Source organism: Mesorhizobium sp. M0768 (genome assembly GCF_040320195.1).
GTDB lineage: Bacteria > Pseudomonadota > Alphaproteobacteria > Rhizobiales > Rhizobiaceae > Mesorhizobium.
Genome location: NZ_JAMYPD010000031.1, coordinates 44,648 through 61,604, shown reverse-complemented (window position 1 = coordinate 61,604; position 16,957 = coordinate 44,648). Strand labels below are relative to the sequence as shown.

Below are 16,957 nucleotides of genomic sequence, written 5' to 3'. Positions count from 1 at the left end.
ACCGTCATGTGTCCGCCGCTCCGCTAAACACGGGGGCTGCGCGGCGGACACGCCGACGTCACCGCGATGCCACGCCATTTTGCAGAACTTGACGCACACAACTTGAGAACGGCTTCGCGTCAGCGCCAAGGGGTCGGATTCACGGTTGCTGCAGCGTACCGCCGGGAATTACGAGGGTACCCTGGCCTGGCCTTGAGTATCTGAAGCCTATGAAGAACAAAGCAACGATGATCAAACAAATGACGATGACCGCGACGACGCTGCCAGGATGGTGTCCGGTATCTGGCGGTTGGACCATTGCCTTCCCGTATGGCTATCGCCGCGGACCTTCTTCATCTTCCAACCGAGCATGACGACTGTCAATGGGTACGGGAGTTGCGCCCGCCATCCAATCAGCTGCGAAGCGTTGAAGGGCGGCGATCCACCGCGGCTTAGTCAGGCCGGAAACAGGAATGCAGCAGCGGGATCGAAAAAAACCTGCCGGCTGCAGGGCCACACATCCTGCGATTGCATGGCGGCGGAGGTCGGCCTGATGTCAACCTCCTGTCCAGCGGCGATGCGCGCGACGATCCGCCGGCGCTCGCCGTAAAATGCGATGTCGACGATCTCGACATTCAGTTCCGCGCTCGCCGGGCTCCGCTCCATGCTAAAGGCTTCGGGCCGGATCATCAGCCTGGTCTTCTGGCCTTTGCCGAACGTGCCGTTGGCCCTGACTCCGGATATGACCGAACCGTCTGTCATGCGGATCGTTGTCGTGCCGTTGGTGGTGCCGAGATGTTCGGCGGCGAGGAAATTCGAATTGCCGATGAAGCCGGCGACGAAATCGGTCGCCGGCCTGAGATAGAGATCCTCGCCGGTGCCGGTCTGCTCGATGCGGCCATCCTTGAACAGGGCGATTCGGTCCGACAGATGCAGCGCCTCTTCCTGATCGTGGGTGACGTAGAGAATGGTGACGCCGGTCTGGCGATGGATGCGGCGGATTTCGCCCTGGATTTCCTCGCGCAGCTTCTTGTCGAGCGCCGACAATGGCTCGTCCATCAAAAGGATCGGAGGATCGTAGGCCAGCGCCCGCGCCAGCGCGACCCGCTGCTGCTGGCCGCCCGACAGCGCACCGGGTAAGCGTCCGGCAAAGCTTTCGAGCCGCACCAGGGCCAGCATGTCGGCGACCTTTTTCTTCACCTCGGCGTCCGGCCGGCGGCGAACCCGCAGCGGAAAAGCGACGTTTTCGGCCACCGTCAGATGCGGAAACAGCGTGTAGCGCTGGAAGACCATGCCGATGTTGCGCTTGTGCGGGGGCACCGCAAGCAGCGACTTTCCTTCCAGCAAGACATCGCCGGAAGTCGGGTCCTGAAAGCCGGCGATCGCGTAGAGCGTCGTCGATTTTCCCGAACCGGAGGGCCCGAGGAAGGTCAGGAACTCGCCCCTGGGAATGTCCAGCGTGACGTCGTGCACGGCGACGATCGCCCCGAACGCCTTGCGCAGATTGCAGATGGAGAGGAAAGGGTGGGTCATGTCCGGAACTTTCGCTGCAGCAGCGCCGTCATCACCATCAGGGCAAGCGTCAGCCCGACCAGCAGGCTGGAGGCAGCGGCGATCACCGGACTGAGGTCCGACCGCAGACTGCCCCAGATCTTGACGGGCAAGGTTTGCAAGCTCGGGCTGGCCATGAAGATCGCCACCACGACTTCGTCCCACGACGCGAGGAAGGAAAAGATCGCGGCGGAGAAGATGCCGATCCGGATTGACGGCAAGGTGATCCTGAGCCTGGCCTCGAGCGGGCTTGCCCCGCAGACGATTGCCGCGTCCTCGATCGACTTGTCGAACCCTTCGAGCGCGGTGGCGATCGGAATGATGGCGAAGGGCAGCGCCAGCACGGTGTGGGCGATGACGAAGCCGATGGTGGTGCCGCCGAGGCCAAGGCGAAGGAAGAAGGCGTAGATGGCGATGGCGAAGACAACGACGGGCAGCACCATCGGCGTCAGCAGCAGGCCGCGCAGGATCTCACGTCCGGCAAACCTTCCGCGAACCAGGGCAAAGGAGGCGAGCAGGCCGATCGCTACTGCCAGGATCGCCGTCATGGTGGCGATCCGAGCGCTGGTCAGCGCGGCGTCGAGCCAGGCCGGATCGGCAAAAAGCTCCTGGTACCATTTGAGCGTCCAGCCGGGCGGCGGAAAAGCCAGCCAGCGCGACGAGCCGAAGGAGAGCAGGACAATGAAGACCACCGGCAACAGAAGAAAGCCAGCGACCAGCGCGGTGAAGCCGAGCAGGGCAACCCGTAGCCAACCTATGCGGTCATAGTCGAGCAGCATCTCAGATGCCTCCGCTCATGCGCCTGGCACCGACAAGGCGGAGTTGCAGCGCGTAGAGAACCATGGTGACGACAAGCAGGATGAAGGCAGCGGCGCTGCCGAGCCCCCAGTTGAGCAGCGACTGGACCATCTGCGCGATCATTTCGGCAAGCATCATGTTCGACGTGCCGCCGAGCAGTGCCGGCGTTACGAAGTAGCCGAGCGACATGACGAAGACCATCAGGCCGCCGGCCGCGACACCGGGCAGCGACAGCGGCACGAGGATGCGGCGGAACGCCTGGAAAGGGCTTGCGCCGCACAGCGACGCCGCACGCAGCGTCATCGGATCGATCGCCCGTAACGTGCCGACCAGCGGCAGAATCATGAAGGGCAGCATGATATAGACCATGCCGATAGTGACGCCGGTGAGATTGTTGATGAGCGGCAGCGGCTGGTCGATGACGCCGATGGTCATCAGCGTCCGGTTGATCACGCCGGTACGCTGCAGGAGCACCATCCAGGCATAGGTGCGGGTGAGCAGGTTCGTCCACATCGACAGAATGATGATGCCGAAGATGATCGAGGCCAGTCCCGAAGGCATGATCGCCAGCATCCAGGCGACCGGAAAGGCGACAAGGACCGTGACGATGGTGACCAACGCCGCGACCAAGAATGTGTTGAAGAACACCCGCGCATAGGTGCCGTCACCAAGCAGGGCAGCATAGTTCTGCAAGCCTGGCTCGGGCTCCGTGACACTGCGCAAAAGCAGCGCCAGCACGGGGACGACGAAGAACAGCATAATCAGAATCAGGGCCGGCAGCAGGCCATTGAGACCTGCCGGCACCCGCACCGTTCCAAAGTTCCGGCGTGTTTCGACCGACATGACAGCGACCCGGCTACGGGACGAGACGGCGCGAACCGTCTCGTCCATTGCGGTTCAGGGGCGGGCTTATTTCGCCTGCCAGGCATACCAGCGCGCGGCGATGGTGTCGCGATTGGCGGCCCAGTAGTTCATGTCGAGATTGATCTGTCCGTCGACATGAGCGTCCGGCAGCGATTTCACGGCATCGGCCGGCATCTCTGCCTTGGCCTTGGTGTTGATCGGCGCATAGCCGCTGGCTTCGGCAAATTTGGCCTGGCCGGCGGGGCTGCTCGCCGCGGCGAGGAATTTCATCGCCGTATCCTTGTTCTTGGCACCCTTCGGTACCACCAGAACGTCGGCTGCGGTCAGGTTCTGGTTCCAGGAGACGCCGACATCGGCGCCTTCCTTGTCCAGTGCGAAGACGCGGCCGTTCCACAGCTGGCCGAACGTTGCTTCGCCGGATGCGATCAATTGCTGCGACTCCGCCCCGCCGCCCCACCAGACGATGTCCGACTTGATGGTGTCGAGTTTCTTGAAGGCGCGATCGAGATCCAGCGGATAGAGCTTGTCCGCCGGAACACCATCGGCCAGCAGCGCGATCTCGATGACACCGGGCGCCGACCATTTGTAGAAGGTCCGCTTGCCCGGGAACTTCGTCAGGTCGAACATGTCGGCCCAGCCGGCCGGTTCACCCGAAACGGCGCCCTTGTTCCAGGCGAGCACGAAGGAATAGTAGAAACTGCCGACGGCATGATCGGTGGTGAAGCGCGGATCGAGGTCGGCCTTCGGCACGGCCTTGAAGTCGATCGGCTCGAGCAGACCGTCCTTGGCCGCCTTGATGGCGAAATCCATCTCGACGTCGACGACGTCCCAGTTGACACTGCCGCTGTCGACCATCGCCTTCAGCTTGCCGTAGTCGGTCGGGCCGTCCTGCATGACCTTGATGCCGGATGCAGCGGTGAACGGCTCGGCCCAGGATTTGGTCTGCGCTTCCTGGGTCGTCCCGCCCCAGCTGGTGAAGACCATGTCCTCGGCCTTTGCGGCCGTCGTTGCCAGAACTGTCGTTGCAATAAATCCGGCAAGGAAGCCGGTGATGATCAGTTTCATGTCGTTCTCCTCTGTTGTTTTCGTTGGTGTCTGTTCGCGATCGGTCGTTTTCGCCTTGATCGCGCATCTCCGGCCAGCGGCGGCTACCGCATGACAAAAGGATCGGGAATTGGGTCGTCGGAGGTGCGTATCCACACCGATTTCGAACGCGTGTAGTCGCGGATCGCATCGAGGCCGCCCTCGCGGCCGAGCCCGGATTGGCCGTAGCCGCCAAACGGAACCAGCGGCGAGACCGCCCGATAGGTGTTGATCCAGACCACGCCGGCATGGATGCCGCGCGCCATGCGGTGGGCTTTTGCCAGATTGGTGGTGAACACGCCGGACGCCAGGCCGAACTTCGTGTCGTTGGCGAGCGAAAGCGCTTCAGCTTCGCTGTCGAAGGCTAGCACACAGAGCACCGGGCCGAAGAGCTCTTCGCGCACGCAGGCAAGCGTCTGATCAGGCGCGTCGATAATCGTCGGCGCGTAATAGAAGCCGTCCGCCATGCCCGCGGGGCGGATGCCGCCGGTGACCAGTTGCCCGCCCGCGGCCAGGCTTTCAGCAATGATCTTCTCTATCCATTCGCGCTGGCGCGAGGTGGCGAGCGGTCCCATTTCGATCGCGGGATCCTGCGGATCGCCAATCCTGATCGCCTCGGCCTTGCGCTTGAGCCGGTCGAGGAATTCGTCCTTCACGGAGCGCTGGACCAGCAGCCGCGAGCCGGCGACGCAGCTCTGGCCGGTGGCAGCGAAGATGCCGGCAACGACCGCGTTGGCGGCGCTGTCCAGATCGGCATCGGCAAACACCACGACCGGGCTTTTGCCGCCGAGCTCGAGTGTCGTGAAGGCGAGGTTTTCCGCCGTATTCCTGACGATCTGCCGAGCGGTCGAGGGACCGCCGGTGAAGGCGACGCGGGCGACGAGCGGATGACTGGTCAGCCGGTGACCGCAATCGTGGCCGAAGCCGGTCAGGATGTTCACGGTCCCGGCGGGAAATCCCGCCTCATGGACGAGTTCAGCGAAGGCCAGCAACGGGGCAGGGCCGTCTTCCGATGCTTTCAGAACGATGGTGCAGCCGGCCGCCAGCGCCGGCCCGAGCTTGACGGCGGACAGGAAGAGCTGCGAGTTCCACGGCACAATGGCGGCTACGACGCCGATTGGCTCCGGCCGGATGGTCACTTCCATGTCGGCCTTGTCGATGGAAACAAACGAGCCCTCGTGCTTGTCGGCCAGCCCGCCATAATAGCGGTAATAGTTGCCGACATAGGCGATCTGGGCGCGGGTCTCGCGGATGATCTTGCCGGTATCGCGCGTCTCGAGTTCCGCCAGCCGGTCGGCATTGGCGACCACCAGATCGCCGAGCCGCACCAGAAGCTTGCCGCGTGCCGTTGCCGTCATTGCCGGCCACGTGCCGGAGCCAAGCGCCCGGTGTGCAGCTTCGACGGCGCGGTCGACGTCATCAGACGATGCAGCGGGCATCTTCGCCCATGGCGCGCCCGTCGAGGGATCGATGCTGTCGAAGGTCGCCGCCACTTCGACGAAGCTGCCGTCAATATAGTTCCTGAATTGAGTGGTGCTCATCGCAATCCGGCTTTCGGTTCGGAAAAGGCCGGCATCACCCTGTCGATGAAGAGCTGCAGCGATTTCTTCTTGCGCCGATGGGAAAGGCCGCTGTCGATCCAGATCGAATACTGATCGTAGCCGAGCGCTTCGTAGGCCTTCAGCCTGGCGATCACCTCGTCGGCTTCGCCAATGACCAGGTTCTGCCTGATCTTGTCAGGCGCATATTGCGGCATGGCCGCGATCTCGTCTTCGGTCAGCGCTTCCATTATGCCCTGGTGCACCGGCTTCTTGTTCTGGAACCAGGCGCCGAACTGGCAGTAGAACTGCGACAGATCCTGCGCGAGCCGGTCAGCCTCCGCTGCATCCTCGGCGACGAAAGTATGCATCAGCAGCATAATCTCCGGCCTTGGTACGTCGGGGTGGGCATTGCACGCCGCGTTGAAACGCTCCATCAGGCTGGCCACTTCGCCATCGCCGGAGGCAAGCGGCGTCACCTGGACGTTGCATTTGCTGGAAACCGCAAAGTCGTGCGAGTTCGGATCGCGTGCGGCCACCCAGATCGGCGGATAAGGCTTTTGCAGCGGCTTGGGCGACGAGGTGGTTGAAGGAAACGACCAGAACTCGCCGGCGAGTTCGAAATCACCATCCCAAAGGCCCCGGATCGCCGGCACCATCTCGCGCATACGCTGCCCGGCGACCCAGGCCTCGAGGCCTGGGAAAAGTCGCTGGTATTCGTAAGCGTAGGCGCCGCGCGCAATGCCGATGTCGAGACGGCCGCCGGTGACGACGTCGGCCATCGCTGCTTCGCCGGCAAGCTTGATCGGGTGCCAGAACGGCGCGACGATGGTTCCTGTTCCGAGCCGGATGCGCCTGGTTTTGGCGGCGAGCCAGGCGATGTTGATGAACGGGTTCGGCGAGATGGTGAATTCCATCCCGTGATGCTCGCCGATCCAGGCAGTCTCGAACCCTGCCTCTTCGGCCTGGACAACCAGGTCCTCCAGCTCGCCGACAAGCTCGGAATGCGGCTTGGCCGGATCCGATCGCTCCATGTGGACGAAAAGCGAAAATTTCATCGGCTTCACCCGCGGCCGGAAAGAGAAATTTGAGAAGGCGAGGACTTGGCGAGCGGCCGGACTTCGCCTTCGACCTCGTTGCCGACATAGACGCCGAATGCATCTTCCGTGCGTTCGCGCGCATAGCGGGCAAGCATCGAACGCACCGCGGGATCGGCGATCTCCAGATCGGCGATCTGCTCGATGTCGACAAGCCGCATCTGGCGATCGTCGGAATAGGACCCCTCGGCCGTTCCGCGATAATAAACATGCGTGCGCCAGGGTTCGGCGGCATCGTCCCACACCGCGAAAAGGAAGCCGAGCTGGGCGTCTATGGCCCTGGCGGCAAGGCGCCCCTTGAGGCCGCGCGCATCGTTGGGCGTGCCCAGTCCGCGCCCCGCAGGCAATTCATGAAACCCGTCGGCCGTTGCGAAGAACAGCACACGGCCCTCGTTCTCGAGAATGGCGCCGACCTCCGTATTGGGGGGCGCCGCCGCCAGCGCCTCCTGGCTGAGGCCGGGCGTGACGTAGGTGCCTCTGCAATAACCGAGGGGCTGGGCTCCGTTGTGGCTGAAGTCGTGGACGCGGCCGATGAGGATCGAGTGATCGCCAGCATCGACCAGCTGCTCCATGCCGCAATCGAACACCGCAACGGAGCCGTCGATCAGCGGATTGCCGGTCCGGCCCGGCTGCCAGGCCACGGCCGCGAACTTGTCCGCTGCTTTGGAAGCGAAGATGCCGGAATGGGCCTTCTGGTCCTCCGACAGGATGTTGATGGCGAAACCTCTCGATGTCGAAAAAGCACTGTGCCCCAGGGCCCTCTTGGCGATGCAGACAAGCACCAGCGGCGGCTCGAGCGAGACCGAGGTGAAGGAGTTGGCGGTGAAGCCGCGCGGTTCGCCTTCCGCTCCGATCGTTGTGACGATGGTGACACCGGTCAGGAACGAGCCGAGCGCGCGCCGGAATTCGCCGCTGTCAAAGACTGCATCCGTCTCCGGCTTCACGCCAGCGTCTCCTGCCGTGTCGAGAAAATCCATGATGTGTTTGGTCACTTTTTCAGGTGAAGCCATTGCCATCATATGCCTTTCTCCATTGAGCACGAGGCATTGGCCGTGCGGCGCAAGCCTCGCCATCGCCGCCGACATGGCCGGGGTCGAATTGCTGTCCTGCGACCCGGTCATGAACAGGGCCGGCGCGGCAAGACCGGGGAGAGCATCAGCATGCTCGGCATCGGCATGGGCAAAGAGGCGATAGGTGCGCGCGTAGCCTTCGGGGTCGACCCTTTCAAGGGCGGCGCGCGCGGTAGAGGCCGCCCCGATAAGATTCGCCGGCAGCGGGTCGCCGAACCAGCGGGCAAGCGTAGCCGCAATGGCGGAAGGGTTGCCATGGGTGCCGAGCGCGGCCGCACGCTCGCGTACGGCCTGCGCCAAGGCCGCGGGGCGGCGGAATACCGCATTGAGACAGACGATGGAGCGAACGCGCGATGGGGTGCGAAGGGCGATCTCCAGAGCGACCAGCGCGCCCATCGAATGGCCAACGATCGACACCGACGCCACGCCGAGATGGTCGAGAAGGCGAACCGCCTGATCGGCGAAATCCGACAGGCTGGCTTCTTCCGGCGGCAGCGGTGAAACGCCGTGGCCGAGCATGTCGATGGCGATCAGGTCATGATGGTGTTTCATCGCCACGATCTGATCGTGCCAGATTGCGGCGTTCATGCCGACACCGTGAATGAGCAGAACCGGCGCGCCGGAGCCGGCGCGGATGAAGCCGGTGCCGTCCGGAGCCGTGTCCCGGACCCATGCGGTGGCAGCGACGTCAGCCATGCAGGTCTCCGACCTCCTTGAGGTCCTGATAGCGGTCGCCGATACGATGGTGCGGGCGGCCGCCAATCGAAGCGCCAAGCGCCACCACCAGCTCGTCGGGCGCGGGCGCGTCGCCGATCTGGAAATGTACGGTCAGATAGTGGGAGCGGCGGCCTTCGTCGTTCTTGTCCATCAGCGGGATCATGATCGGGGTGTTCGGCCCTCCGCGCAGATTGGTGAAGGCGAGATAGGTCTTGGCGCCGACCGCGCGACGGTAATGGTTGCCGAAATGCAGCGTATGGATCAGCGCCGATGCATGCTCGATCTCGCCCTCCGTGCCGCAGACCGCGGCCTTGCCGTAGCCCTCTATCGCCTCGCCGGAACCGGCAACCGCGATAATCTCGCGGGTCAGCAGTTCACCGAGGACGGGAGCAATGGCGCGGATCTCCGGCGACAGGTCGTCGGTGAAACCGCGGCCGGCCCAAGGATTTGTCAGCACAGCGGCGACACCGATCAGGCGCAGCGGTTTTGGGGCTTCCTTGCCGCCCTCGATTAGCGTGTTCTCGATGTAGGTGACGATCTTTCGAATGGCTGGTTTCATGAAAGTCCTCGGTCGCCGCGGCGCTGTGCAACGCCGAAATCTTTACATCATCTTATGGTATACCATAGTATGGAGCACCAGAAGCCTTGTCAATCGGCTATGGAATCTGTTTTGTGGCCGGATCGGGGTAGGGAGAGAAAATGTCAGGCGATACGCTGCGGATCGACCGCTCTGCCAAGACGCTGAGGACGCTGGCGCTGGAGCGCATGCGTGAGGCGATCATGGGCTTCCATTTCCAGCCTGGCGAAAGGCTGGTCGAGCGGCCGCTATGCGATCAGCTCGGGGTAAGCCGTTCCGTCGTGCGCGAGGTGCTGCGGCAGCTGGAGGCGGAAGGCCTGGTGCAGATGATACCGGGCCACGGACCCGCCGTGGCCAAGCCGGATCTCGGCCGCACCGACGAAATCTATGAATTGCGGGCGCTGCTCGAGGGCATCGCGGCGCGGGCTTGCGCCCTGACAGCCACGGACGCGCAGATCGCCTCGCTCGATGCCGCCTTGACGAACCTGCTTGAGGCGTGGGCGTCCGGTGCGCCTGTCGAGGTGATGCGGGCAACGACCAAGTTCTACGAAACGCTGTTCGAGGCGGCGGACAAGCGCATTGCCTGGGAAATCGTGACGGGGCTGAATGTCCGCATCAACCAGCTCCGCTCAATGACGATCGCGTCGGAGAACCGCCGCGAGCCGGCGATCGCCGAAATGACCGAAATCATGGATGCAATCCGCTCGCGCAAGCCGGACGAGGCGGAGGAGGCGGCGCGGCGGCATGTCGAATCCGCGTGGCAGATCGCCCGCAACACGCTTCGCCTTGGCTGACTGGTATGCCGCCGGCGGTCCATCGTTCCACGGCAGGCATCTAACTGGTGCGTACAGTGACATGTGTGACATGCCAATTTGCTTTCAGTTGCGGCGGCAAAATCGTATATCGGGTCAGTTAGGTGTGCATCTTTCGAACGGACTGAGACAGAAAAGTAGTAAAATGAACATGTTACGCCACAAAGTTGCCGTGGCGCCGATGATGGATTGGACGGACCGGCACTGCCGGTTCTTCCATCGCCAGCTGACGCGCGAGGCGCTGCTCTATACCGAGATGGTGGTGGCCGATGCGGTCATCCACGGCGCACGCGAGCGGCTGCTTGGCTTCGACGACAACGAACATCCGTTGGCGCTGCAACTCGGCGGCGCCGATCCGGGAAAGCTGGCCGAGGCGGCGCGCATCGGCGAAGCCTTCGGCTATGATGAAATCAACCTCAATGTCGGCTGCCCGTCCGACCGCGTCCAGTCGGGCACCTTCGGCGCGTGCCTGATGAAGACGCCCGTGCTCGTCGCGGATTGCGTCGCCGCAATGAAGGCGGCGGTGAAAATACCGGTCACCGTCAAGTGCCGCATCGGCGTCGATGAGCAGGATCCGGAACCGGCACTCGATGCGTTGGCCGATGGTGTTTTCGCGGCCGGCGCCGACGCGCTGTGGGTGCACGCCCGCAAGGCCTGGCTGGAAGGACTGAGCCCAAAGGAAAATCGCGACATCCCGCCGCTCGACTATGGCTGCGTCTATCGGCTGAAAGCCAGAAAACAAAACAAATTCATCGGCATCAATGGCGGTATTCAATCTCTCGCAGAGGCGCTGACGCATCTCGACCATGTCGATGGCGCCATGCTCGGCCGCGCCGCCTATCACACGCCAGGGATACTCACCGGCATCGATGCCGCGTTTTACGGCAGCACAGCTGAGTCGTTCGATTTTGTCGCACTGATCGATGCCATGGCGGATTACGCGTCACGCCATATCGAGCAGGGCGGACGCCTCGGGCATGTCACCCGGCACATGGTCGGGCTGTTTCACGGCCTGCCCGGTGCACGCCGCTATCGGCAGATCCTGTCCACCGATGCGACAAGGCCGGGTGCCGGACCGCAGGTGCTCAAGGCGGCTTTTGCAGAGGTCGATTTCGGCCGGACCGCAGAGGCGGCCTGAGGAAAAACTCAATCCCGCAAAATCATGCGATCGCCACGTACGTCGAAGCCCGATAGCGAGCCGATGAAATTCATGCCGAGCAGGCTCTGGCCGAGCGTGCCGGGTGCGGCGATCATGATGGGCATGTCCTTGCGCACGATGCCGCCGATCGACAGTTCGTCGGTTCGCACCGCCGCCGCGCGTGTCATGCCGTTGGCGGTAGAGATCGGTATGGTGAAGCGGAGAGCCGCCGAATTGAACCCGACCGCCAGCGCGTCCTCGGCGGTCAGAACGGTGCTGGTCGCGCCGGTATCGACAACCGTCAGGATCGGCGTGCCGTCGATCGTGACGCGCGCTTCGAAATGGCCGCTGCCGGCCTTGTCCAGGGTGACGGTGGCATGGCCTTCTTCCACGCCCAGCGCCAGCGGACTGCCGGGAACAAGGCCGGCGGTGACGCGGCTGGCGAAATCCTGCAACTCATAGCGGTACTGATAGCCGGCAATCAACGCCAGCACGATGGCACCCCAGGCGCCGAGGCTGCGGGCCATGGTGCCTAACGGTCTGCCCGATCTGAGCAGGCCGGCGCCGACGAGCGCCGCTAAAGCGCTAAGCCAGATCAGCTGGCTGAAATCGTAATTCTCAATGCCGAATGTACTGCCGGCGGAATCGTTGAGCATGAGCAGCAGTACACCCGCCCCGATCGCGACGATCAGAATCCACAGCAGTCGGTTCATCTCTGCGGCCGGTTCACGAGAGGGCGTCGCGTTCGCGTGCCATGCGGCTGCGACGGGTTTCCCGGCGGGGGCGTCGCTCGATCGTTTCCAGCCTTGCCGGCAGCTCGGCCATGACGCTGCGGCGGGTTTGCGGGGTCATGTCGATCCAGGCAGCGATTTCCGCGCGCGTGCGCCCGCAACCGAAACAGAAGCCGGTTTTCATATCGATCGAGCAGACCAGGATGCACGGGGATTCAATGGCCGTCATAAGGATTTCCTTGGCTAGCCTCCACATGGTGCAACGACAAAGTCAATACAAGCCCTCCGGGAAGCGCCGCCAACGGGGTGCTTTCGCGTCAATACCTCGAAGTTGTACCAGGCCTGGAGCTTGTGCCGGCTTGAGGTTGTGCCGGCTGGCCAAGGCGGCTATGCCGCTCACCAATTCACACGGACGATCGCCATCGACATGACCAGCGCGCTGCCTTTCGACGATTTTCGCGACCTCCTGGTGAGCCTGCCGCCGGGAGATATGGCGGCCAAGGCCCGCGTGCGCCAGTTGTTTGCCAAGGCAGACAAGCCCAAAGGCTCGCTTGGCCGCATCGAGGACATCGCCGCCTGGCTTGCCGGGTGGAGCGGCCGCGCGCCGCCGGCGGTGACGCGGCCATTGGTGGCGATCTTTGCCGGCAATCATGGCGTCACCCGCCACGGCATTTCGCCGCGCCCGGCCGCCGCCACGGCAAATGCAGTCGAGCTCTGCGCCGCCGGCGGTGCAGCAATCAACCAGATCTGCATCGCCAACGATCTCGGCTTGAAGGTGTTCGATCTGGCTCTGCACATCCCGACAACCGACATTACCGAGGATGCGGCACTGGACGAGCGCGGTTGTGCCGCTACCATGGCCTTCGGCATGGAAGCGATTGCCGGCGGCACCGACCTGCTTTGCCTTGGCGACCTCGGCGTCGGCAATTCGACTGTCGCCGCGGCCCTTTGCACGGCACTGTTCGGCGGCACCGGCGCCGACTGGATCGGCCCTGGATCAGGGGCAGACGCGGCGATGCAGAGGCGCAAGGCGGAGGTGGTCGATGCCGCGGTCGCGTTTCACGGCGCGAGCCTCAAGGACCCGCTGGAAGCGCTGCGCCGGGTCGGCGGGCGGGAATTCGCCGCGATCTGCGGCGCCATTCTGGCGGCGCGGATGCAGAAGATCCCGGTGCTGCTCGATGGGTTTGCGGTGACTGCCGCCGCTGGTGTCCTACATGCCGCCAACCCCGCCGCGCTCGATCATTGTCTCCTCGCAAGCCTGTCGCCGGAGCCTGGTCACGCCAAGGCCGCCGAGCGCCTCGGCCTTCGCCCGCTGCTCGATCTGGGCGTCAGTCAAGGCGAGGCGGTAGGGGCGGCTCTTGCCGCCGGCCTGGTCAAGGCGGCCGCGCTGACCAGCTCCGGCATGGCAGCGGCGGTCCGCGGTTAAGCATTCAGCGCCGGCGCGAGGCAACCGCCTTGGTCGGCAGCGCCGGCAGTTCCTCCATCACCCGGCTCAGCGGGAAGATGGCGATCGCCTCGGTGCCTTCGCGCAGCCTGGAATGGAGCTGGAATTCGCCGCCATGCATGGCCAGCAAGCCTTGCACGATCGGCAGGCCAAGCCCGGTGCCCTGTTCGGCGCTCTTGATGGCGATCGAGCCCTGGCCGAAGGCCGAAAGCACGATCGGAATCTCGTCTTCTGGTATGCCCGGCCCATTGTCCTTGACGGAGAGATATTGCCCGCCGCCCGCCGTCCAGCCGACGCGCACACGGATTTCGCCGCCGGTGGCGGTGAACTTTATGGCATTGGACAACAGGTTGAGCGCAATCTGCCGCACCGCGCGTTCGTCGGCGAACAAGCGCGGCAAGGCGTTTTCGAAATCCTGGACGATGCGGATGTCCTTGTTGCGCGCCTTCAGCTCCATCATGTGGCAGCAATCCTCGACGACGGAGAGCAGCATCATCGGCTCCTCGTTGAGCTGGTAGCGGCCCGCTTCGATGCGCGACAAATCGAGGATTTCGTTGATCAGGTCGAGCAGATGCTGTCCGGAGTCGTGCACGTCACGGGCATAGTCGCGATAGGTCGGGTTGCTCATCGGGCCGAGCACCTCGTTGGCCATCACTTCGGAAAAGCCGAGAATGGCGTTGAGCGGTGTGCGCAGTTCGTGGCTCATCGAGGCCAGGAAACGCGATTTCGCCAGATTGGCGTCTTCCGCCCGCCGCCGTGCCTCGTCCGACATCGATTTCGCCGTCTCCAGTTCGGCGATCAGCGCATCCTTTTCGGAGCGGAACGACAGCAGCATCAGCGAGGAACGGTTGAGCTGGCGCGCTACATAGGCGAAGAAAGGCAACGAGGAGATCAGCAAGCCTGCCATGATCGCCTCGACCGGCATCCATAATTTCGCACTGGCATAAGCATAGATGGCGACCGGGAGGGCGAAGGTCGCCAACAGCGCACCGCGCAGGGACGAGGCCAGGATCGCGGTTGCCGACATGGCGAGCAGCAGCACCACCGCCTTGGCGACCTGGAACTGATCCATTTGGCAAGCTTCGCAGCCGAGCCATGCGAACCAGGCCCAGCCAAGCCCGCACAGAAAATGGCCGATCAGGAAATCCCTATGCGTTTCCAGCGGGTTGAGCTCGGACGCTTGAGTGACGCGTCTGGCCATGAATGCAACGATGGTATAGCAGATGAATGTGAACAGCGCCCAGACGCCGATCTCCTTGCCGATGCCCGCGAACAAGCCTGCCGCGGCCGTTGCCAGGATGAGCAGCGGAATGACGATCACGCCGCCGGTCATCGAAAGCGCGTGGAGCTTCAACAGCTCGCGGTCGAAGTCGGGATTTCCGGCTTGCTGCGAAAGACGGTCGCGCGTCTTGCGCACCGCGCGCGCGACATCGCTGTTGCGATGGCGTTTTCTGCGGTCCACAATAAACTTGTCTGCCATGGTCGAGCGTTGCAGGGGCATGAAGTCTTCAATTTACGCGGGCAGCAATTTCAAATCGTTAAGCTACGTTCGAATGATTAACCAACGGTTTGCCATATGAGCCGTTCGTGGTCGCGATGGCCGCGCCAGCGATACTATGCGCCGCGTCCGCGAAGCCTGTGGCGCCGACTGATGGACTATGGGCTGACACTCATCGTGCTCGGCCTGCTGATCCTCCTGGCGGCGCGCCTCGACCGGATCGAGATGCGCAAGACGGAGGGCGCGGCCATTGTCAATGACGGCGATAGCATCACGCTCGGCGGCGAGCGCATCCGCATGCGTGGCATCGACGCGCCGGAATATTCGCAGATCTGTCGCAAGGACGGTGCCGACTATCCTTGCGGCAAGCTCGCGCGGCAGTCCCTGGTGCGGTTGATCGCCGGCAAAGCCGTCTCCTGCAGCGGCTGGCAGCGGGACCGCTACGGCAGGCTGCTCGGCGACTGCAAGGCCGGCGGCAAGGATCTCAACCGCGCACAGGTCGAGGCCGGCTGGGCGGTCGCCTTTGGCGATTTCGAGACCGAGGAAGCTGCTGCGCGCGCGGGCAAAGCCGGCATCTGGGGCGGAACTTTCGACGAGCCGGAGAACTGGCGCGAGAGCCACGGCCACGAGCTGGTTGAAAGAAAGCACGGTACCTTGGCGTCGATCGGCGACGCCTTGCGCGAAATTTTTCGCTTCTGGTGAGCTGTGCCTATAGTTCGTCGAGACGGACGAGGAGGATAGAGATGAAGCTGTTCGACGGCGGGCGCGCGCCCAATCCACGCCGGGTTCGGATTTTTCTGGCCGAAAAGGGACTTCAGGTTCCGCTGGTGCCCGTCGACATGGGCGCGCTGGAGCACAAAGAGCAGCCGGTCAGCTCGCGCAATCCGCTGAAGCGTCTGCCGGTGCTCGAGCTCGACGACGGCACAGTCATCACCGAATCCGTCGCAATCTGTCGTTACTTCGAGGAACTGCACCCCGAGCCGGCTTTGTTCGGGCGTGGCGCGCTCGGCAAGGCGATCGTCGAGATGTGGCAAAGACGTGTGGAGTTCAATCTGTTCGGCTGCGTCGCTGCGGCGTTCCGGCACATCCACCCCGCAATGAGGGAATGGGAGATCCCGCAAATCCCCGAATGGGGCGAGGCCAACAAGCCGAAGGCGATCGAATTCCTGAGATTTCTGGACACTGAGCTCGCCGGCAGGGAATTCGTCGCCGGCGATGCCTATTCGATCGCCGACATCACCGGGCTGGTCGCCATCGACTTCATGAAGCCGGCTCGCATCAAGGTACCCGAAGAGTGCACGAACGTGCTGCGCTGGCATCGGGAAATCTCCAGCCGGCCGAGTGCCGCCGCCTGACAACGAGTTCCGAATGAGCGAAGAGCTGGAAGCCTTGGCGGCGAGGGTACGCGCCTGCCGCACCTGCGTCGATAACCCGGCCGGCAGGCCGTTGCCGCACCAGCCGCGTCCGGTGCTCAGGCCATCGTCGAGTGCGCGTATCCTGATCGCCAGCCAGGCGCCGGGTACCAAGGTTCACATTACAGGGATGCCGTTCACCGACGCCTCCGGCGACCGGCTGCGAAGCTGGCTGGGCGTCGGCAGCGAGGAATTTTACGACACGGACAAATTCGCCATCGTGCCGATGGGCTTTTGCTTTCCCGGTCAGGACGCCAGGGGCGCCGACCTGCCGCCGCGCCGCGAATGTGCGCCGGCCTGGCGCACATCGCTGATGGCGCTGATGCCGCAAGTCGATATGGTGCTGACGATCGGCATCTACGCGCAAAGCTGGCATATGGGCGCGGCGCGCCGTCCCTCGCTGACGGAAACGGTCATGGATTGGCGTGCCATCTGGGCGGCGGCAACCGACCCGAAAGTCCTGCCGCTGCCGCACCCGTCTTGGCGCAACACCGGCTGGCTGAAGCGCAATCCATGGTTTGAAATGGATTTGCTGCCCTTTCTGAGATCGGAAATCCGCTATCGCCTCGGCTAGGCATTCAGCAAGAAATCACTCGCTTTCGCACTATGCGGCAGAATTTCTTTCTTGTAATAGGCTCGAGCAAGAGG

General features: G+C 63.5%; 16 protein-coding genes and 1 pseudogene. 6 read left to right on the top strand and 11 right to left on the bottom strand.

What is annotated here, in order from left to right:
* Nucleotides 1–435: 435 nt before the first annotated feature.
* From NKI08_RS28030 to NKI08_RS27995, 8 genes are all read right to left on the bottom strand, one after another.
* Nucleotides 436–1,512 carry an ABC transporter ATP-binding protein gene (locus NKI08_RS28030; RefSeq protein ID WP_352774142.1) on the bottom strand — a complete coding sequence of 359 codons (1,077 nt, stop codon included), beginning with the start codon at nucleotides 1,510–1,512 and terminating at the stop codon, nucleotides 436–438.
* The gene (locus NKI08_RS28025; RefSeq protein ID WP_352774140.1) at nucleotides 1,509–2,309 is read right to left on the bottom strand and encodes an ABC transporter permease; all 801 of its coding nucleotides are present in this window, start codon (nucleotides 2,307–2,309) and stop codon (nucleotides 1,509–1,511) included. The genes NKI08_RS28030 and NKI08_RS28025 overlap by 4 nt, the downstream gene beginning before the upstream one ends.
* 1 nt (nucleotide 2,310) lies before the next feature.
* Complete coding sequence (locus NKI08_RS28020) at nucleotides 2,311–3,171, bottom strand: ABC transporter permease (protein ID WP_502899676.1); 861 nt, start codon at nucleotides 3,169–3,171, stop codon at nucleotides 2,311–2,313.
* Nucleotides 3,172–3,237: 66 nt separating this feature from the next.
* Nucleotides 3,238–4,257: an ABC transporter substrate-binding protein gene (locus NKI08_RS28015; RefSeq protein ID WP_352471913.1), complete on the bottom strand. Its 1,020-nt coding sequence runs from the start codon at nucleotides 4,255–4,257 to the stop codon at nucleotides 3,238–3,240.
* Between the two features lie 83 nt (nucleotides 4,258–4,340).
* Nucleotides 4,341–5,816, bottom strand: a complete 1,476-nt coding sequence (locus NKI08_RS28010) for an aldehyde dehydrogenase (RefSeq protein ID WP_352774137.1) — start codon at nucleotides 5,814–5,816, stop codon at nucleotides 4,341–4,343.
* Nucleotides 5,813–6,871 (bottom strand): LLM class flavin-dependent oxidoreductase, encoded by a 1,059-nt coding sequence (locus NKI08_RS28005; RefSeq protein WP_352774136.1) that lies wholly within the window; start codon nucleotides 6,869–6,871, stop codon nucleotides 5,813–5,815. Before NKI08_RS28005 ends, NKI08_RS28010 begins: the two co-directional genes overlap by 4 nt.
* 5 nt (nucleotides 6,872–6,876) lie before the next feature.
* Nucleotides 6,877–8,676, bottom strand: a complete 1,800-nt coding sequence (locus NKI08_RS28000; protein ID WP_352774134.1) for an alpha/beta fold hydrolase — start codon at nucleotides 8,674–8,676, stop codon at nucleotides 6,877–6,879.
* Nucleotides 8,669–9,256: an amino acid synthesis family protein gene (locus tag NKI08_RS27995; RefSeq protein ID WP_352766565.1), complete on the bottom strand. Its 588-nt coding sequence runs from the start codon at nucleotides 9,254–9,256 to the stop codon at nucleotides 8,669–8,671. Before NKI08_RS27995 ends, NKI08_RS28000 begins: the two co-directional genes overlap by 8 nt.
* 140 nt (nucleotides 9,257–9,396) lie before the next feature.
* Between NKI08_RS27995 and NKI08_RS27990 the strand changes: the two genes are divergently transcribed.
* Entirely contained in the window at nucleotides 9,397–10,068 is a 672-nt protein-coding gene (locus tag NKI08_RS27990; protein ID WP_023674997.1) for a GntR family transcriptional regulator, read from the top strand.
* A gap of 163 nt (nucleotides 10,069–10,231) precedes the next feature.
* Complete coding sequence (gene dusA, locus NKI08_RS27985) at nucleotides 10,232–11,224, top strand: tRNA dihydrouridine(20/20a) synthase DusA (protein WP_352774131.1); 993 nt, start codon at nucleotides 10,232–10,234, stop codon at nucleotides 11,222–11,224.
* Nucleotides 11,225–11,232: 8 nt separating this feature from the next.
* On the opposite strand, the gene NKI08_RS27980 is transcribed toward dusA, so the two are convergent.
* Nucleotides 11,233–11,937, bottom strand: coding sequence for a TIGR02281 family clan AA aspartic protease (locus tag NKI08_RS27980; protein ID WP_352774129.1), 705 nt, complete (start codon nucleotides 11,935–11,937; stop codon nucleotides 11,233–11,235).
* A gap of 13 nt (nucleotides 11,938–11,950) precedes the next feature.
* Nucleotides 11,951–12,184, bottom strand: a complete 234-nt coding sequence (locus NKI08_RS27975; RefSeq protein ID WP_352766569.1) for a DUF1289 domain-containing protein — start codon at nucleotides 12,182–12,184, stop codon at nucleotides 11,951–11,953.
* 198 nt (nucleotides 12,185–12,382) lie between these two features.
* Here NKI08_RS27975 and NKI08_RS27970 point away from each other — a divergent pair, with 198 nt between their 5' ends.
* A complete protein-coding gene (locus NKI08_RS27970; RefSeq protein WP_352774145.1) occupies nucleotides 12,383–13,381 on the top strand; it encodes a nicotinate-nucleotide--dimethylbenzimidazole phosphoribosyltransferase in 999 nt (332 codons plus the stop codon).
* Nucleotides 13,382–13,385: 4 nt separating this feature from the next.
* Here the strand turns inward: NKI08_RS27970 and NKI08_RS27965 are convergent, their stop codons facing one another.
* Nucleotides 13,386–14,900: a sensor histidine kinase gene (locus NKI08_RS27965; RefSeq protein ID WP_352774127.1), complete on the bottom strand. Its 1,515-nt coding sequence runs from the start codon at nucleotides 14,898–14,900 to the stop codon at nucleotides 13,386–13,388.
* Nucleotides 14,901–14,975: 75 nt separating this feature from the next.
* Here NKI08_RS27965 and NKI08_RS27960 point away from each other — a divergent pair, with 75 nt between their 5' ends.
* The 3 genes and pseudogenes from NKI08_RS27960 to NKI08_RS27950 all read left to right on the top strand — a co-directional run.
* Nucleotides 14,976–15,599, top strand: a complete 624-nt coding sequence (locus tag NKI08_RS27960; protein ID WP_352774125.1) for a thermonuclease family protein — start codon at nucleotides 14,976–14,978, stop codon at nucleotides 15,597–15,599.
* Nucleotides 15,600–15,640: 41 nt separating this feature from the next.
* Entirely contained in the window at nucleotides 15,641–16,252 is a 612-nt protein-coding gene (locus tag NKI08_RS27955; RefSeq protein ID WP_352540524.1) for a glutathione S-transferase, read from the top strand.
* Between the two features lie 13 nt (nucleotides 16,253–16,265).
* Nucleotides 16,266–16,883 (top strand): annotated as a pseudogene (locus NKI08_RS27950) (uracil-DNA glycosylase family protein); the annotation flags it as partial.
* Between the last annotated feature and the right edge of the window lie 74 nt (nucleotides 16,884–16,957).